We start from the raw sequence: 18076 nt of genomic DNA on the forward strand, positions 1-18076 counted from the left end.
CTTTGGTTTTGAAAACCAAAGGATTTTTATAGCAACCATTTCACACTTCGTTGTTCCAAAGTACTTTTTGAGGGATTAATAAGCGTTACTTTAAGTAACGCTTATTAGACTCAATTAAGAAAACTTTAAGCTTGGCTCAGTCCCAGTCTTTAGGGTTTGCTCTCCGTACTGAATAACATCACCGATCATTTCAGCGGTACACGCAGACAAGGTCCAACCCAAATGGCCATGGCCGGTGTTGTAATACACATTAGGCTTACTACCCCTACCAACTTTTGGCATCATAGTTGGCATCATCGGACGTAAGCCTGCCCATGGAACAACCGAGCGTGTACTGACTTCTGGGAAGCACTGATTAACCCAATCCACCAAGGGCTTGATACGATCAGAACGGATATCACGATTGATGCCATTGAACTCTGCCGTACCAGCAACGCGGAATCGATCTACACCAAGACGACTGGTAACTAGCTTGGTTTCATCATCTAAAAGGCTGACATTAGGAGCGCCCTCTTGGCTCGCTTTGTCGTTCAAATTGACAGTAATTGAATAGCCTTTAACTGGGTAGACATTAACGCGATCACCCAACTGAGAAGCAAGGTCACGACTACCAACACCAGCACAAACTACGACATTATCAAAAACGAGCTGGCTAGCTTGCCCATCCTTGCTTAGCGTTAAGTTCACACGATTTCCATCAGACTGAACAGAAAGAACTTCATGCTCATAAATGGTTTTAACACCCAAATTAGCTGCAGCTTCAGATAAGCCAAAAGTAAATTTATGAATATCTCCAGTCGAATCACTCTCTGTGTAGTAACCGCCGTAATATTTACCGGCTAGAGTAGGCTCGATTTCTTTCATCTCTTGAGGTGTAACGGCAGTACGCCCTAGCCCGCCTTCAGCAAGCATCTTAGAGACTTTGCCTGCATGCTCAAAGCCCGCCTGATCACGATAGATATGCAAGATACCTTCACGCTTTAAATCAAAATCAATACCCTCTTGCTTTGCCCAAGCAAATAGATGCTTTCTGGCTTCAATTGCCATATGCGAAGTTTTAACGGTATTACTCTTGTAATTCGGAATGGATGCAATGAACTCTGCAAACCATGAAAGCTTATGCCAGTCAGGCTTTAAGTTAATCAATAAAGGAGCATCCTTTTTAAATACCCACTTCATGCCCTTCATGATTGTTGACCAATGATTCCAGACCTCTGCATTTGATGCAGAAAGCTGACCACCATTGGCAAAGGATGTTTCCATTCCAGCATAACGATGACGCTCAATGAGAGTGACATCATAGCCACGCTTAGCCAAAACATAAGCAGTAGTCACACCAGTGATGCCGCCACCAATAATTACAAATGATTTCATATTGAGATCCAAAAAAACGTCAAGGGTTTCCCATTGCAAATGCACAAGGGGCCCCCTCTGTTCTGGACCTGAGAGATTCGTAGGCAGGACATGCTTACTTGCTCCTTCGGTGTTATTGGATGACGAATACCCAATATCTCTTCAGAGTTTAAAAAATCATTTCGGTTCTTTTGCCTGAGAGTTTCCGGGGCGGTTGCTCCTTCGGCGTTGCTGTAAAAGCAATCTCTCCCGAGAATGATTTAAATACTAGTACTACTATAACCCAAAAATAAAACCGCCAAAATATTCAAATAATTCATGCTAAAAAATGTATTTAGTTTCAATACTTGCACTGCTAAAGTCATAAACAACATTCAGAGAGTTTGTAGAATAGTGTCATGAAACCAAACATCAAAATTGACTTCGTATCGGATATTGCCTGCCCTTGGTGTGCTGTTGGACTAGGAAATCTACAAAAAGGACTGGACCAACTGAAAGAAAAGGCGAATTTTGAGCTCCACTTTCGTCCCTTTGAACTCAATCCCAATATGCCAAAAGGTGGTCAAGATACTATCGAGCACTTGACTCAAAAATATGGCATGAGTGAGGAGCAAGTTAAAGCTAATCAGGCGCAGATAAGAGCTAGAGCAATCGAGGCTGGCTTTAATTTTCATCCAGAAGGTCGCAAGCGAGTCTATAACACCTTTGACTGTCATCGACTTCTCGCCTGGGCTGCCAAGGAGTGTGGATTACCTAGTCAATTGGCGCTGAAGAGGGAATTACTTAAAACCTACTTTTGCCTAGCCGTTGATTTAGATGATCAAGACAACCTGATAGATGCGGTGATGCGTGCCGGACTAGACAAATATCGAGCTCAAGAGATACTCAAGGGAAAAGAGTTTGCTGACGAAGTGCGTGAAGAAGAATCTACCTATACGGCCGCTGGAATCAGTTCTGTTCCTTCGATCATTCTCAATAACCAATATCTTGTGCAGGGCGCACAACCCCCAGAGACTTTTGTTAGCAGCCTTGAACAGCTAATTCAGAAAAGCTAAACCTTCACTATTTCTGATGAGGGTCTGCTTTTCTGGTGAGGCCACTAGGACTTGAACCTGGAACCTGGAACCAAAGGATTCTGGTTTGTGTAGCTTTCACTACTCCTTGGACTATGCCTTCATCATATCGATCACTCGACTTAGATGGGTGCCGTTGGTTTTAGGAAGAAATCCATTGCCAACGCAACCACTGGCGGCTCGATGTGGTGCGGGCCTCTGAATTCCAAGGAGGTTACGTCATAACCTGCGGCCTTAAGTTTGGCTACGTGAGGACGCGCACTAGTTTCAATTGGCAGTTGCTCGTCTTCCAAACCGTGGGCGATGAAGATGCGGGGTGTACCATTTTGCTGAAGGACTGACATGAAACCTGCAGAAAATGCAATCACGTGGCTAACGACATCGCCATTGGTCACGCCTGCTGACAGCGCATAGCTGCCTCCGTCTGAAAACCCAGCAAATCCCAAGTGGGATGGATTGATAGAAAAACGCGACGCCACTTCGCGTAATGCTTTATCCAGCCGCTCTAGGTCTGGGCCGTTACCACCCACGACCAAGTCCCAAGTCGGAAACTGAGACTGCGGCAGCAGAAGCAAAAAGCCATGCTGACACGCATGATCGATCAAGAATGGCAGCACCTTGTCCGCGCTGCCACCAGCGCCATGAAACATCACGAGCAGAGGGGCTGGAACTCCAGACTGCAGGCCATCCGGCACGATCAATACAGCGTCGCGCTCGCTAGCAATACCCAGGTCGTGACGACCAGCGGGTAAGGCTTGCTTGTCGGGTATAGTGCCGGATCGAAAACTGAGCCGGCCCAGCAGCGAATCTCCCAGGAAAGACGTGTCAAACATTGCCATCCTCAAGGGGTTTACCGATGCTGCGGAAAGCCGCACACTGAGCAAAGGCTTCCTCGCTAAGCAACAAATTCCTACCCTTGCAAAACTTGAGCGTCAGCTTGAGTAACTCCTTGATATCGCGGCCGCTGGCAGCTGCGTAGCTTATTACCAAGCGCTCAACTAGGTCGTCGGGTAGTTCGGTGTTGAACTGCTGCGCTAGCGATTTCCATAGTTGTTTCGCCCGCTCTTGTGTCGGTGTCTCAAACTGGATGATGGCGATGCAGCGCGACAAGACAGCGTCATCAATGTCGGCTACGCGGTTGGTGGTCATAAACAGTAAGCCGTTGAAGTACTCGAGGGTACGCAGGAACTCAGCCACGATGGCGTTGTGCTGCAGATCGTTGTCGCGGCGGCGAATATAGACGTCGGCCTCGTCGAGCAAGAGCACCGAGTCCCAGCGCGCAGCGCGCCGCAGGATTTTCGAAAGGTTGGCTTCCACTGAGCTTGCCGTCACGCCGAGTTGACCAGAATGTACGCGGTATAGTGGTTTCTGGACGACCTCGGCATAGACCTCTGCTGTCAACGTCTTGCCTAGGCCAGGTGCGCCTTTGCACAGGATGGTTGTGCCGCCCGACTTACCCTCGACAATGTCCTCCATTAGGAAGTTACGATCAGCTGTCAAGATATCAATCAACTCGCGATGAGCATGCGGCAGAACCAGCTTGTCACGCAATTCTGGTTTGTAACGATACGACTCAACATTTTGCACATGTACCCATACGCTGCGGTGGTAATCCAAGTGGAATAGGTGTAGATAGCAATGCTGGGGAATCCGTTCAAAACCCTCGCTGATACCGCTTCCGCGCCAGAAGCTTGCATCGGCGGTCGTATCAAAGTGGCGTTCTAGCAGCTCTTCGTCATTGACGCAGCGGGCCGTTGTGCCTGCCTGCAGCCGCATGCATTCGAGTTGTGGACGAGGCCCTTCGCTGGACACCCAGACAGCGCCAGAAACAGTAAACTGCGCACCAAACTTCGGCTGCATCTGCATAAAACGCTTTAAGTGTGTCTCGTATTCGCTTTTGAATTCCGCACATTCTTTGAAGTAACCATAACCCGTCATCAATTCGGGAATCGTGCAATCCAGAATATCTTCGGCATAAAAGGTGATGCTGTAGGTCATGCCAGTACGCCTTAGCCTCGGATCGGTAACCGGCCCGCGTTCTGCAGCCTGCAAGGTATTAGCCAGAAGGCCGATGATGACGTAAGCTGCACTATCGACAGGCTGCACATAACGCATGGAATGGACCAGCCAGGGCAGCAACACACCATCCTTGCCGAGCTTATAGAGCCAGCCATCGATCATGTCACGCGACAACCAAGCGATCAGACCGGGGATCAGATGCTCCAAGCTGGGGATTTTTCGGGCAGCCGGTGCGGCGTGGATATTGTCCAGCGCCAACATTTGGAACATCAGCTCACGCTCGTTGGCCGTACGGCACAGGTCGTAAAGTGTGTTAAGTGAGGTGGCGTCGAAAAGGTGGCTGGGCACCACACGTTTGCCTCGGGAAAGGCCGTACTCGCTCAGCCGCTTAGCAAGCAGTGAATCTTCATTGATCATTCCAAGTAGCGCATTGGCCAGGGTTTCTGGTATTTCGAATTCCATGAGTTCCTTTTACTCTTTTACTCTTTTACTCTTTTACTCTTTTAATAAATCATAGAAACCTAGGTCTGAAACATGCTTGACTACAGTCAATGCGAGCCATAATAGGGTCCATTTTGGGCGTGGTGTGCGCCCAAAGATGGCTTACGGCGGCAACTCCGGCTAAAGTGCCATCCCGTTTTTGACCTTTTCTTTGGTGAGTTGACTTCCCTGCATACGTTTGAACTTACACAGCGTCATCTAGCAGCTCATATCGCTTCTCAACTCCGCTTGGCCCATGTTCGCTCTTCAAACTCCCTCTTATTAATGATGATCCTTTCATGACTCCCTTTGGATACTAATTCCGCGTCATCATAGGCTTCAACAGAGAAGATGAGCTTCTTGCCACGCACCTCAGTTAACTCAACCTTCGCCGTAACTTCTATACCGGGAGGAGTAGCTGCTTCATGCGTGACGCTAATAAAAGTACCAACTGCCTGCTCTTCGGGCCAATCTAGATGAGAAGCAATCGCCTTGACACAAGCCAACTCCAAAAACCCAACCAAAAAACCTGTGGCAAAAACTTTAGGCCTCACTGCTGCTTCTTTGGAACCTGGATACATAGCAGGAACAGTTTGCGCATCAGTCACCATGAACTTGTATTCGTATTTAATGCCAGGTTTTAGGGAAGTCTTCATTGCAAACCTAACTCTAACAATTTAATTCGATTCAATATCTTCATTTGAGGAGCGAAAATGCTCTCTATACTCCAGCGGAGTAATGCCCAACCTTCGGACAAATATTCTGCGAAGAGCCTCGGCGCTCTCTAAGCCACAACGCTGAGCTATATCCTTATATCCCATATCTGTTGACTCAAGATATCGCCGTGCAAAATCGATACGAGCATCATTTACATAGTTCATCGGAGTCATGCCGCATTCTTTCTTAAAAATACGAGTTAAATTTCTTGGACTCATATTTAAATGCTCGGAGATTGACTCTAAAGTATGACGAGCCTCGGGATTGCCAAGAATATAACTGTGGACAGATGCGACTACGGAATTTTCAGCAGCTTGAGATTCAAGCAATGGGCTAAATTGACTTTGCCCTCCAGATCTTCGCAAATACACAATCAAATATTTGGCTACATCAAGCGCCATCTTCTTATCAATATCTTCCTCAATAAAAAGGAGCGATAAATCTATACCAGCAGTTACCCCAGCAGTCGTATAGATATGGCCATCTTTTACGAAAATACGATCTGGCTCGATAAGAGCACGTTTAAACATACTGGCTAATCGCGGGACATCCATCCAGTGAGTGGTGACTGTCTTGCCATTAATCATTCCTGCGGCACCTAATGCGAAGACCCCATTGCAAATGGCGCTGATTCTTCTGCACTCATACCCTTGTTTGACAATCCAATCAATCACAGTAGAATCTTCAAGAAGATTAAAGATTCCAAGACCTCCAGGGATAATCAAAGTGTCAAAATGAGGGCATGGATCAAAAATCGTGCGATCAGGCGTTAAGGTAATTCCACTTGAAGACTGTACTGGACCCCTAGTTGTGCCAACAGTGAAAATTTCATACTCTGATTCTCCATTGCTCAGAACCTTAACCTCTCCAAAGGCATCGCAAGGACCAGCCAAATCAAGCAGTTGAAAGCGCGGAAATACGAGGATGCCAATAGTAATCTTACGCATAGGAATAACACTCTACACAGCAAGCTAATTAAGCGCCATGACGGAATTAAATGATGTCCACATATGAAAATATTGTGCCTTATTTACACTCTAATATGGCTTAAATTGTCTGAACGGTAAAAAATAGACATAAATGGTTGGCTCATAAGACAACCATTACTTAAAGTAACGCTCAAAAGACAAAACCCCCACCATTGCTGATGAGGGTTTGCTTTTCTGGTGGGCCCACCAGGACTTGAACCTGGGACCAAAGGATTCCGGTTTGTGTTAGTTTCCTAACTCCCTGGACTATGCCTTCATCATATCGATTGCTCGACTTAGATGGGTGCCGTCTAGTCTCTACACGTTCAAAGTATTTCTACTAAGCTTCGCTCGGCGTTAGCTTGTGCAGCTTTTGGCTACCTTTAGCTTTCTCCGAATTTGACACCATCCCATATACAGTTTCCACGTATATGGCACAACTTACGCCATGAGTCCTCTGCTCTAACCAACTGAGCTATGGGCCCTAAAACTACTCTTTTTAACCTGATAAAACTGGGCTAAAACTACTGCTTTACAACTTGCCTCGGTGTGTAAGCGGTGTGTAAGCAAACTTATCCACCCTTACCACGCTAAGACCCTTATGTTTACTAGGTTCTTAGCAAAATACAACGAGGTTATCTCTCTTATGAGTCCTCTGCTCTAACCAACTGAGCTATGGGCCCGTTAGTCTTGGATCAATCTTCTTCGAGGAAGGTCTTGAGTTTGTCGCTACGGCTTGGATGACGCATCTTTCTCAGAGCCTTAGCTTCAATCTGACGAATACGCTCACGAGTAACGTCAAACTGTTTGCCCACTTCTTCGAGAGTGTGGTCTGTGCTCATCTCAACACCAAAGCGCATACGCAATACTTTTGCTTCTCGAGGTGTTAATGAATCGAGAACGTCTTTCACAACATCGCGCATAGAGTCATGCAATGCAGCTTCAGCTGGAGCCAAAGTATTACCGTCTTCAATGAAGTCGCCTAAATGAGAATCTTCATCGTCACCAATTGGTGTCTCCATGGAGATAGGCTCTTTAGCAATCTTCATGATCTTGCGGATCTTGTCTTCAGGAATCTCCATCTTGAGCGCCAAGGTTGCAGCATCTGGCTCATGACCAGTTTCTTGCAAAATTTGACGGCTGATACGGTTCATCTTATTGATCGTCTCAATCATGTGAACTGGGATACGGATCGTACGTGCCTGGTCAGCAATCGAACGGGTAATCGCCTGACGAATCCACCATGTTGCATAAGTCGAGAACTTATAACCACGACGGTATTCAAACTTATCTACCGCCTTCATCAAGCCAATATTACCTTCTTGAATCAAATCCAAGAACTGCAAGCCACGGTTGGTGTATTTCTTAGCAATCGAGATTACCAAACGTAAGTTAGCTACAGTCATCTCACGTTTTGCTTCGCGGGCACGCTTCTCGCCAGCGATCATCTGCTTGTTAACTTCTTTTAATTCTGGCAACGGAATAACGACATTCTTCTGAATATCGATCAACTTCTGTTGTAGTTCTTGAATAGCTGGAACGTTACGTTGCAAGAGTGCGCTGTATGGCTTGTTCTCTTTGAGCAACTTCTCAGTCCAAGTCAAATTCATAGACATCTTAGGGAAGTCTTTTAATACTTCACCACGATTAACCCCCACTTTGTCTACCAACAGGCTCACAATACCGCGCTCAAGCTTCCATACTTGGTCTACTTGTGAACGCATGGTGTCGCATAACTTCTCAACACTCTTCGCTGTTAAGCGGAAACCAAGTAATTCAGCACGAATTGCATCTTGTGCCTTCACATATGCTGGACAGTTGTAACCATCTTTATCAAATGCACGGCGCATTTTGTCAGCTTGTGTACGAACGATTGCAAACTTCTCTAAAGAGATTTGCTTTAATTCTTCTAATTGCTTAGCGTTTGCTGTTGCAGCACCACCGCCGCCACCGCCAGCATCATCTTCTTCACCCTCTTCGCCTTCTTCGGCATCCGGATCAACTTCTGGCTCTTCAGGTCCGAGCTTAATATCTTCTGCATTTGGATCAACCAAACCATCCACAAACTGGTCGATCTCCATCTCGCCACTAGCGATCTTATCAACGTTGCTCAGAATCTCAGCAATCGTTACAGGGCAAGCAGCCAAAGCCATCACCATGTCTTTGAGACCAGCTTCGATCTTCTTCGCAATCACGATCTCGCCTTCGCGAGTCAACAAGTCAACCGTACCCATTTCACGCATATACATACGTACTGGATCGGTAGTGCGTCCGAATTCTGAATCAACAGTAGATAAAGCAGCTTCAGCTTCTTCTTCAGCCTCTTCTTCAGAAGCTGCAGCAGCTGTATTGTCAGAAAGGATTAATGTTTCTGCATCAGGGGCTTGTTCGTAAACAGAAATGCCGATGTCATTGAGCAAGCTGATCAAAGTTTCCAATGCATCCGCATCGGACAACTCATCAGACATCACGTCATTCATCTCGCCATGGGTTAAGTAACCCTTGGACATACCCATCTTGATCAAAGTCTTCAAGCGAGCACGGCGTAACTCTTGTTGTTCTTCAGTTCCTAACTGTTGTGCTGCAAATTCTTTTAAGAGTGCCTTCTCTTTCGCCTTACGCTCACGCGCTTTTTGACGATCCGTTAATACTGGTTCCACAGCTTCAGCAGGTGCATCCGCTTTCGCTTTGCGACCGCGCTTCTTCTCTTCTTCAACAACTACAGGCGCCTCTAGTTCTGCGGTCTTGGCTTTTTTGCCTTTGACTTCTTTTGCATCTTTAGTTTCTTTTGCTGCTTTTGTTTCTTTAACTGGCTCAACCTTAGGTGCTGCTACTGCTTTACCTTTTTTCGCTGGCTCAACCTTGACTTCTGCTTTGGCAGATTTCGCGGGAGCTTTTACAACTGGTTTTGCTGCAGCCTTTACTGGTTTTGCTGGTGCTTTTGCAACAGCCTTCACTGGTTTAGCAGGCGCCTTAGAAACTGCTTTTACTGGCTTAGCAGGAGCTTTTGCTTTTGGAGCTGGTTTAGCAGCAGCCCTTACTGGCTTAGCAGGTGTTTTTGCTTTTGGGGCCGGCTTAGCTGGTGCCTTTGCTTTGGCCACAGGTTTAGCCGCTGGTTTAGCAGCAGCCTTTACTGGCTTAGCAGGTGTTTTTGCTTTTGGAGCTGGCTTAGCTGGCGCCTTTGCTTTAGCAGCTGGTTTTGCGGCAGCCTTTACTGGCTTAGCTGGAGCTTTCGCTTTTGGAGCTGGTTTTTTGGTCTTGGTATTCGGCATTTATTAGCACTTACTCACATTACTGTTGTTGATATCGACTGATGAAACACAGCCCCCGTAGTAATTCATTTACTCACTTACCCACTTACCCCAAATTTCATCAAAATAAAGCGCAAGTGGCTGAATTAAATCGGTTTTTTCTTGGGAACAGAGGATTATAGTCGATTGCGACTTTTTGACCCCCTTCTTACCTAAAAATATGGGGTAATTTCAGGGGATTTCTAGGGGTGTTTTCAGAAATTCTTAGGAGAATTTCAGCTTTTCGCCCAATTCTCGATATCGGGCCCGATCTTGCTCGGTAGCAGTACTTCCGGCGATCTTTTGGGCAATTTCCGTCATTTCTTGCTTGAGGTGGGTTAATTCAAGTTTTTTGAATGCCCCATCCAGGTCGGCGGCAGCACCATCAAGCTCCAAATCAGAGCCCATCACACGATTCCTGAGAACTTCATACAAAGGAGCTAGCTCGCTTCGAGAAAGTTGATCTTGGAACATTGCGAATGCTCCAGCACCTGCGGTAGCCGGCTTATTACCTTCGCCTGGAATCAACTCAACCAAATCACACTGCGCTAAAAGATCTTTCATCAAAGCATGGGCTTTTTCAGATCTTTGTTCCGCAGCTTTCAATGCAAGCGCTCGCTTATTCTCATCTAGTGCTTTTCCTAAATGCGGAAACTGAATAATCACACGCAACATCTGTTCCGCCAAATCGGTTGGCGCTTTAGGTGGTTCAATGTTTTGACTCGCAACGCGTTTTGCAGAACCTTTAGATGCTTGCCAAGGTGCGCCTTGACGATTGCCATTACCTGAAAACGAATTCTGATTATTTTGATTGCCTTGAGTGCCTGGAGTTCTAGCTTGCATCGGCTGATAGGTGGTTTGACGCACAGGTGCAGGCGCCACTGTTAAACCACAAAATGCCTCAAGCTCGGCTGGAGTGGTATTTGTGCGAATAGCTAACTCACGCAAGATTTGTGTGCGTAGTGCTATTGGCGGCATGGAAAGCAGAAGGGGTTTAGCAGCATGATGCGTATGGGCTCTGCCTTCAGGGGTAGTTTGCTCATGCCCCTCACTAACAACCTTGAAGAAGAAGCTAGAGATAGACATAGCCTCTTTGATGACTTTTTCAAATGCCGGTGCGCCATAAGCACGTACATAACTATCTGGGTCATGCTCTGTCGGCAAAAATAAGAAACGAATTTCTTTATCGTCCGACATGAGAGGCAAACATGCTTCCAGCGCGCGCTGTGCAGCACGCTGTCCAGCAGAGTCGCCATCAAATGAGAACACCACCTTATCGGTTTGACGGAGCAGCATACGAACGTGGTTAGCAGTGCAGGCGGTACCTAAAGTAGCAACCGCATTTGGAAATCCCAATTGCGCTAATGCCACGACATCCATATAACCTTCGCAGACAAGAACATATTCTTGCGAACGAATCGCCTGCCTTGCTTCAAACAAACCGTAGAGCGTATTGCCCTTAGAAAAGAGTGGCGTCTCTGGAGAATTTAAATATTTAGGCTCGCCCTGATCCAAGATGCGCCCACCAAAGCCAATCGTTTGGCCTTTAGGATTGCGAATTGGGAACATGATGCGATCGCGGAAACGGTCATAGCGCTTTACATTTGCGCCTTCAGACTGCTCGCCCTGAATGAGTAGACCGCCCTCCAACAATGTCTTGGCAACCTCATCATTCGAATAAGTACCAAATACAGCCTCTAGACCTTGCCAACCATCAGGTGCATAGCCTAAGGCATAGCGCTTAGCGATCTCACCAGTAAGACCACGACCTTTGAGGTATTCGACAGCTCGGGTGCTGCCTTTGAGTTGCTGCCGATACCAATCTGCAGCAGAACTCATTACCTCACTCAGTGCCATAGCTTGCTGCTGACGCGCGACATCATTTGCTGTGCGCTCTTCACGAGGGACATCCAAACCAGCAGAGCGCGCTAAGTCTTCAATAGCATCAACATAACCAAGACCGGAATACTCCATTAAGAAGCTAATAGCAGATCCGTGCGCGCCACAACCAAAGCAGTGATAAAACTGTTTGGTGGGTGATACTGAAAACGAAGGAGACTTCTCCGAATGAAAGGGACACAAACCCTGAAAGTTCGCGCCCGCTTTTTTTAACTTTACGTGCTGCCCAACCACATCAACGATGTCTACCCGATTTAACAGATCGGCAATAAAGGATTGTGGGATGAGTGCCATAAGGCGAGTATGAAACTGTTTTGCTTATTTGAATACTTACTTGGCGAGTGCGGCTTTTACCAAACCAGAAACTTTGCCCATATCTGCTTTACCAGCCAATTGGCCTTTAAGAACGCCAATCACCTTACCCATATCCTGTGGGCCAGCAGCGCCAGTAGAAGCAACGGCAGCCGCTACAGCAGCCTCCACTTCAGCATCAGATAGCTGCACTGGCAAGTACGTTTGCAAGATCGCCATCTCGGCTGCTTCAATCGCAACCAAATCATCGCGCCCAGCTTTTTCAAATTGAGAGATGGAATCTTTGCGTTGCTTAATCATTTTTTCAACAGTAGCAATCACACCGGCATCATCGACTACGATGCGCTCATCAACTTCGCGTTGCTTAATCGCCGCCAACAAGAGACGAATAGTTCCTAAGCGCTCAGTTTCTTTTGCGCGCATAGCGTTTTTCATATCTTCAGTAATTTGATCTTTTAGACTCATGGCTTTATTCCTGATGTTGAATGTATCTAGCGATTAAAAAGCAAAAACCCGCTGCGTTTCACCGTCAGCGGGTTTCAAAGCTTCTCGGTGAAGAGAGCTTTTAAATTCTATTAGTAAAGCTTCTTAGGCAACATTTGGCTGCGAATGCGCTTGTAATGGCGCTTAGCAGCTGCAGCCTTCTTACGCTTACGCTCAGCCGTTGGCTTCTCGTAGAACTCGCGCGCACGCAAGTCTGTCAAAAGGCCATTCTTTTCAATGGTGCGCTTGAAACGGCGCAATGCCACTTCAAATGGTTCGTTTTCGCGGAGGCGGACTGTAGTCATACTTATTTAACTCGTATATGCTCGATAAATATCGAAAAATTAACTGAATTGCGATTCTAGCACGACCAAGCGAAAAAATGATTGTTTTAGGAATAGAAACTTCTTGTGACGAGACTGGGGTGGCTTTATACAACACCACTCCATGGGAAGAGGGTAAACCGGCCTTCCAGGGCATACTGGGCCAGGGTTTGCACTCTCAGATCGCCATGCACCGGGACTATGGGGGCGTTGTCCCGGAATTAGCCTCCCGAGACCATATTCGCCGTGTTTTACCCCTTTTAGACCAATCTTTAGCCCAATCTGGGCTCAAATTGACCGATATTGATGCCGTGGCCTTCACCCAAGGCCCAGGACTGGCTGGCGCCCTCCTGGTGGGCAGTGCTTTTGCCAAATCCCTTGCTCAAGGGCTTAATTTGCCCTCAATTGGGGTTCATCACCTAGAGGGACACCTACTTTCCCCGCTTTTGGGTCAAACAGCCCCCCAATTTCCGTTTATTGCCCTTCTGGTATCTGGCGGCCATACCCAACTGATGAAAGTCTCCGGCATTGGGCAATATGAGCTTCTGGGTGAAACCTTAGATGACGCAGCAGGCGAAGCTTTTGATAAGACCGCCAAATTACTTGGACTCGATTACCCAGGTGGCGCTGCAATTTCTAAATTAGCCGAGCAAGGACGCTCCGGTATTTTTGACTTACCAAAACCGATGCTGCATTCAGGTGATTTAGATTTTTCTTTTTCAGGATTAAAAACTGCCGTTCTCAATCAAGTTAAAAAGTTTGAGGATAAAAAAATTGTCGATACATCTGAAGTGGCGCAGTTTCATGCGGACCTCGCCAGATCGTTTGTCGATGCAATTGTTGCAGTGTTGGTGAGTAAATCTGAAAAAACACTCAAGCAAACAGGTTGCAAACATCTAGTGCTTGCTGGTGGGGTCGGCGCCAATTTGCAACTACGTAGCGCTTTAAATGAAAAGGCTGCACGAAATGGTTTTGAAGTGCACTACCCACCACTAGAACTATGCACCGATAACGGCGTGATGATTGCATTTGCTGGAGCACTACGAATGCTAGCCAAAAATAATGGCTCCACAACATCTGGAGCCTTTGATATCAAACCCCGCTGGGATTTGCAAAGCAATAACTTAATTTAAGAACTGCATTTAAGTATTTAACTTACTAGTTGGCCAATTATTTCTGATGGCTGATACGAGCAAATGCACTGTGGTTGTGAATAGACTCAAAGTTCTCCGCCTCAACTACAAACGACTGGATACGCTGATCCGCCTTGAGGTTGCCAGCCACATCACGCACTAAGTCTTCTACGAATTTAGGGTTGCTGTAAGAGCGCTCTGTTACCCACTTCTCGTCAGGGCGCTTGAGAAGACCCCACAACTCACTGGATGCTTCACTCTCTGCTGCGGTGACTAAATCCTCTACTGTCATTTTTGTTTCAGTGTCGAGTACTACAGACATCGTCACATGTGAGCGCTGATTATGGGCACCAAAATCAGAAATCTCTTTTGAACAAGGGCACAAACTCATAACTGGAACTTGCGCACGTAAACCTAATTCCACATCAGCATTGCCATTGGCATTTTGTTTAGCTGTAGCCATCCAGGTCACTTCGTAATCCATCAAGCTTTCCACACCAGACACTGGCGCTGCTTTTTTTACAAAGTGAGTGTATGTAAATTGCACATGGCCTTCTTTGGCATCAAGCAATGGCAACATCTCACGAACCATCGCCACTACAGAAGTGCTATCAACTGCGATATCTTGTTTTTGTAACAAAGCCATGAAGCGCGACATATGCGTGCCCTTCACATGCGCAGGCAGAGCAACATCCATTTCAAAAGTACCAACAGATGGAAAGTTACCAGTCTTGCTACGAATCGTCAGCGGGTGACGTACGCCACGAATTCCCACCTGCTCAATTGGCAAAGCGCGCTCATCCAAAGTGGATTGCACGTCAGGCATTGCGCTAGGCTTCAAAAAAGCGGGGTTCATGTCATTCATGGCTCTATTTTCAGGCAAAACAGGCTTATTTGCCTACAAGCACAGAATTTTGGGTCAATATCGCTGGAAAACGTTGTTTGATGGAGTTGGCAATACCCTCTACATCTAGGCCGCACTTGGTCATTAGCAAGCTGTAGTCGCCATGCTCAATAAATTCATCAGGAAGACCCAATTGCAAGAGGGGCTTATTTATTCCGAGATTTGATAGTGCTTCCAAACAAGCGCTACCAGCACCACCAGCAATTGCCCCATCTTCAATGGTCACAAAATAATCATGATCAGCTGCCAAGGATTGAATCAAATCCACGTCCAGCGGTTTCACAAAACGCATACTGGCAACAGTGGCATTAATACCCTCAGCAACTTCAAGCGCAGAGTAAAGCAAGGTGCCAAACGCCAAGATCGCTACACGCTGACCGGATGGAGCAGTCGATTTGCGACGAATCTCACCCTTACCTAATGGCAAGGTGCGCAATTCTTTTGAAGGCACTGTGCCAACACCTGCGCCACGCGGGTAGCGAACTGCACTTGGATGTGGCTGATGGAATGCAGTGGTTAATAAATCACGGCATTCAGCTTCATCTGCTGGAGTCAGAACCAGCATATTAGGAATGCAACGTAAGAATGGAATGTCGTATGCACCAGCATGGGTGGCGCCATCAGCACCTACCAAGCCTGCGCGATCAAGTGCGAATAGTACTGGTAAATCTTGCAATGCGACATCGTGAATGAGTTGATCGTAGGCGCGCTGCAGGAAAGTGGAATAAATTGCCACCACCGGCTTCATGCCTTCGCAAGCCATTCCGGCCGCAAAAGTCACCGCATGCTGCTCAGCAATACCAACGTCGTAGTAACGCTTGGGAAAATTCTTTTCAAATTCAACTAAGCCAGAGCCTTCGCGCATCGCTGGAGTAATACCAACCAGTAATGGGTCAGCATGCGCCATATCGCACAACCACTCACCGAATACTTGAGTAAAGGTTTTTTTGCTAGCGGCAGGTTTTTTAACACCCTCCTCAGGATTGAATTTGCTTGGGCCGTGATACAGCACTGGGTCCGCTTCAGCTAACTCGTAACCCTGACCTTTTTTAGTCACTACATGCAGGAACTGTGGGCCACGCCCTTCAAGCGCCAAACGACGTACGTTCTGCAGCATTGGAATCAAGGCATCTAAATCATGACCGTCAATCGGACCAAAGTAATTGAAGCCAAACTCTTGAAAGATGGTAGATGGAGACACCATGCCTTTGGCATGATCCTCAAGACGTTTAGCGAACTCACGCAAAGGTGGCGCAATAGATAAAACACTATCAATGCCTTTTTTAGTTGCCGAATAAATATTGCCACTCAGTAATCTAGCAAGATGGCGATTGAGCGCGCCCACTGCTGGAGAGATCGACATATCGTTGTCGTTCAAAATCACCACAAGCGGCAAGTCGTCATACACACCCGCATTGTTCATCGCTTCGAATGCCATGCCGCCAGTCATCGCGCTATCGCCAATTACAGCTACAGCAACATGTCGCTCGCCTTTAGTTTGAAATGCACGAGCCATACCCATTGCTGCTGAGATACTGGTGGATGAGTGACCAGTACCAAATGCATCAAACTCACTTTCAGCACGATGCGGGAATCCAGAAAGGCCTTTGTACTGACGCAAGGTATTCATGCGCTCACGACGGCCCGTCAAAATCTTGTGTGGATAACTTTGATGACCTACATCCCAAACAATGCGATCTGCAGGTGTATCGAAGACGTAATGCAAAGCGATCGATAACTCTACTGTTCCCAAATTGGAGGATAGATGCCCACCCGTTTTAGAAACAGAATCCAACACAAACTCACGCAACTCATCCGCCAAAGCAGGAAGCTCTTCGCGTGAGAGTTTTTTGAGATCGTCAGGTGAGTTAATGGAATGTAAAGTCATTGAATCTAAATAATCCGTACCAATGTATTTCTTTTGTTGCTCTCTTATTTACCGCGATTGACAACCAAGAGGGCTAAATCTTTTAATGCCTGCGCTGATGCGCCAAAACTATCTAAGCTAGCGATCGCTACCTCTTGTAGCTCTTTAGCCTGCTTCTGCGCATAGTCTAAACCCATCAAGGTCACATAGGTGGGCTTATTGGCAGCAGCGTCCTTGCCGGCAGTCTTGCCCAATGTTTGACTATCTGCGGTGGCATCCAACACATCATCCACAATCTGAAATGCCAATCCGAGGGCTTTTGCATAGCTTGCGAGATGAGCCATTTGCGCGGGGCTTAGGTATGCACAAATACCCCCCAATTCCACTGCACATGACAACAAAGCACCTGTCTTCATGGCATGCATTTGCTTTAAACCTAGAAGATCTAACTTTTTACCAACGCTCTCCAAATCAATTGCCTGGCCGCCAGCCATGCCGCGCGATCCTGAGGCAGCAGCCAAAGCAGCAATCATTTTTAGACGTACCTGCGCATCGCAGTTGGCATTAGCCAGAATTTCAAAAGCGCGGGTTTGTAATGCATCTCCAACTAATAGGGCGGTTGCCTCATCAAAAGCTTTGTGAACTGTTGGACGACCGCGACGCAAATCATCATCATCCATACAAGGCAAATCATCATGCACCAAGGAGTAAGCATGAATACATTCAATCGCAACAGCAGCCGCATCCAAAGACTCGGCCTGCGCTACATCCAACTGATTGCCCAGTTGACCTGCCGCATAAACCAGCAGTGGTCGTATACGCTTACCACCGCCCTGTGCTGCATAACGCATCGCCTCATGCAAACGATGAGGAATGGTTTGAGCAGAATCAAGCAAGCGATTTAAGGCCAACTCAGTTCGCTTAGATTGCGAACTAACCCACTCTTGAAATTGAAAAACAGTATTCATTAAGACTCGAATACACGAACCTGCTGCTCAACTTGAGCCAACATGCCCTGACAGTGTTTTAACAAAGCTGCCCCACGTTGATAGGCCAGCAGAGTTTCTTCTAAAGAAAATTTTCCAGATTCCATGTCAGAAATGAGCTTTTCCAGCTCTTTAACAGCTTGTTCGTAGCGCAAATCTGGGTCAATTTGAACCTCTAGACCGGATTTTGAACTCTCAGACTTCTTGGTTGCCATAAGCTAATTTCCTTCGTATTTCCCACACGGACAGCCCTACATATTAAAGCGAGA

At 46.9% G+C, this 18076-nt stretch carries 15 protein-coding genes and 1 riboswitch; of the genes, 2 read left to right on the forward strand and 13 right to left on the reverse strand.

Annotated elements, in window-relative coordinates; genetic code table 11:
* Nucleotides 1–114: 114 nt before the first annotated feature.
* Nucleotides 115–1374 carry a D-amino acid dehydrogenase gene (locus JaK3_RS03335; protein ID WP_068320747.1) on the reverse strand — a complete coding sequence of 420 codons (1260 nt, stop codon included), beginning with the start codon at nt 1372–1374 and terminating at the stop codon, nt 115–117.
* A 152-nt stretch (nt 1375–1526) separates the two neighbouring features.
* A riboswitch (glycine riboswitch) is annotated at nt 1527–1615 on the reverse strand.
* Between the two features lie 136 nt (nt 1616–1751).
* Between JaK3_RS03335 and JaK3_RS03340 the strand changes: the two genes are divergently transcribed.
* Nucleotides 1752–2408 (forward strand): DsbA family oxidoreductase, encoded by a 657-nt coding sequence (locus JaK3_RS03340; protein ID WP_015421776.1) that lies wholly within the window; start codon nt 1752–1754, stop codon nt 2406–2408.
* Between the two features lie 140 nt (nt 2409–2548).
* Here the strand turns inward: JaK3_RS03340 and JaK3_RS03345 are convergent, their stop codons facing one another.
* The 8 genes from JaK3_RS03345 to rpsU form a co-directional block, all read right to left on the reverse strand.
* A complete protein-coding gene (locus JaK3_RS03345) occupies nt 2549–3259 on the reverse strand; it encodes an alpha/beta hydrolase (protein ID WP_068320748.1) in 711 nt (236 codons plus the stop codon).
* Nucleotides 3252–4907, reverse strand: coding sequence for an AAA family ATPase (locus JaK3_RS03350; RefSeq protein WP_068320749.1), 1656 nt, complete (start codon nt 4905–4907; stop codon nt 3252–3254). The genes JaK3_RS03345 and JaK3_RS03350 overlap by 8 nt, the downstream gene beginning before the upstream one ends.
* A gap of 257 nt (nt 4908–5164) precedes the next feature.
* A complete protein-coding gene (locus tag JaK3_RS03355; protein ID WP_062310629.1) occupies nt 5165–5581 on the reverse strand; it encodes a thioesterase family protein in 417 nt (138 codons plus the stop codon).
* A gap of 21 nt (nt 5582–5602) precedes the next feature.
* Nucleotides 5603–6589, reverse strand: coding sequence for a GlxA family transcriptional regulator (locus JaK3_RS03360; protein WP_015421780.1), 987 nt, complete (start codon nt 6587–6589; stop codon nt 5603–5605).
* Nucleotides 6590–7305: 716 nt separating this feature from the next.
* Nucleotides 7306–9882: an RNA polymerase sigma factor RpoD gene (rpoD, locus tag JaK3_RS03365; RefSeq protein ID WP_068320751.1), complete on the reverse strand. Its 2577-nt coding sequence runs from the start codon at nt 9880–9882 to the stop codon at nt 7306–7308.
* Between the two features lie 243 nt (nt 9883–10125).
* Nucleotides 10126–12093 (reverse strand): DNA primase, encoded by a 1968-nt coding sequence (gene dnaG, locus JaK3_RS03370; protein ID WP_068320754.1) that lies wholly within the window; start codon nt 12091–12093, stop codon nt 10126–10128.
* Nucleotides 12094–12129: 36 nt separating this feature from the next.
* On the reverse strand, nt 12130–12576 hold the full coding sequence (locus tag JaK3_RS03375; RefSeq protein WP_068320755.1) for a GatB/YqeY domain-containing protein: 447 nt from the start codon (nt 12574–12576) through the stop codon (nt 12130–12132).
* Between the two features lie 110 nt (nt 12577–12686).
* A complete protein-coding gene (rpsU, locus tag JaK3_RS03380; protein ID WP_011903537.1) occupies nt 12687–12899 on the reverse strand; it encodes a 30S ribosomal protein S21 in 213 nt (70 codons plus the stop codon).
* A gap of 77 nt (nt 12900–12976) precedes the next feature.
* Between rpsU and tsaD the strand changes: the two genes are divergently transcribed.
* A complete protein-coding gene (gene tsaD / locus JaK3_RS03385; protein ID WP_068320756.1) occupies nt 12977–14050 on the forward strand; it encodes a tRNA (adenosine(37)-N6)-threonylcarbamoyltransferase complex transferase subunit TsaD in 1074 nt (357 codons plus the stop codon).
* Nucleotides 14051–14087: 37 nt separating this feature from the next.
* Here tsaD and folE2 read toward each other — a convergent pair whose 3' ends face one another.
* From folE2 to xseB, 4 genes are read right to left on the reverse strand one after another with little or no spacing between them, the layout of a single operon-like run.
* Nucleotides 14088–14915 (reverse strand): GTP cyclohydrolase FolE2, encoded by an 828-nt coding sequence (gene folE2, locus JaK3_RS03390; protein ID WP_068320757.1) that lies wholly within the window; start codon nt 14913–14915, stop codon nt 14088–14090.
* A 25-nt stretch (nt 14916–14940) separates the two neighbouring features.
* The gene (dxs, locus tag JaK3_RS03395) at nt 14941–16842 is read right to left on the reverse strand and encodes a 1-deoxy-D-xylulose-5-phosphate synthase (protein ID WP_068320763.1); all 1902 of its coding nucleotides are present in this window, start codon (nt 16840–16842) and stop codon (nt 14941–14943) included.
* Nucleotides 16843–16886: 44 nt separating this feature from the next.
* Nucleotides 16887–17789 carry a polyprenyl synthetase family protein gene (locus JaK3_RS03400; protein ID WP_068320765.1) on the reverse strand — a complete coding sequence of 301 codons (903 nt, stop codon included), beginning with the start codon at nt 17787–17789 and terminating at the stop codon, nt 16887–16889.
* Entirely contained in the window at nt 17789–18022 is a 234-nt protein-coding gene (gene xseB / locus JaK3_RS03405) for an exodeoxyribonuclease VII small subunit (RefSeq protein WP_068320767.1), read from the reverse strand. Before xseB ends, JaK3_RS03400 begins: the two co-directional genes overlap by 1 nt.
* Nucleotides 18023–18076: the final 54 nt, after the last annotated feature.

Source organism: Polynucleobacter yangtzensis (assembly GCF_001595965.1).
Taxonomy (GTDB): Bacteria; Pseudomonadota; Gammaproteobacteria; order Burkholderiales; family Burkholderiaceae; genus Polynucleobacter; species Polynucleobacter yangtzensis.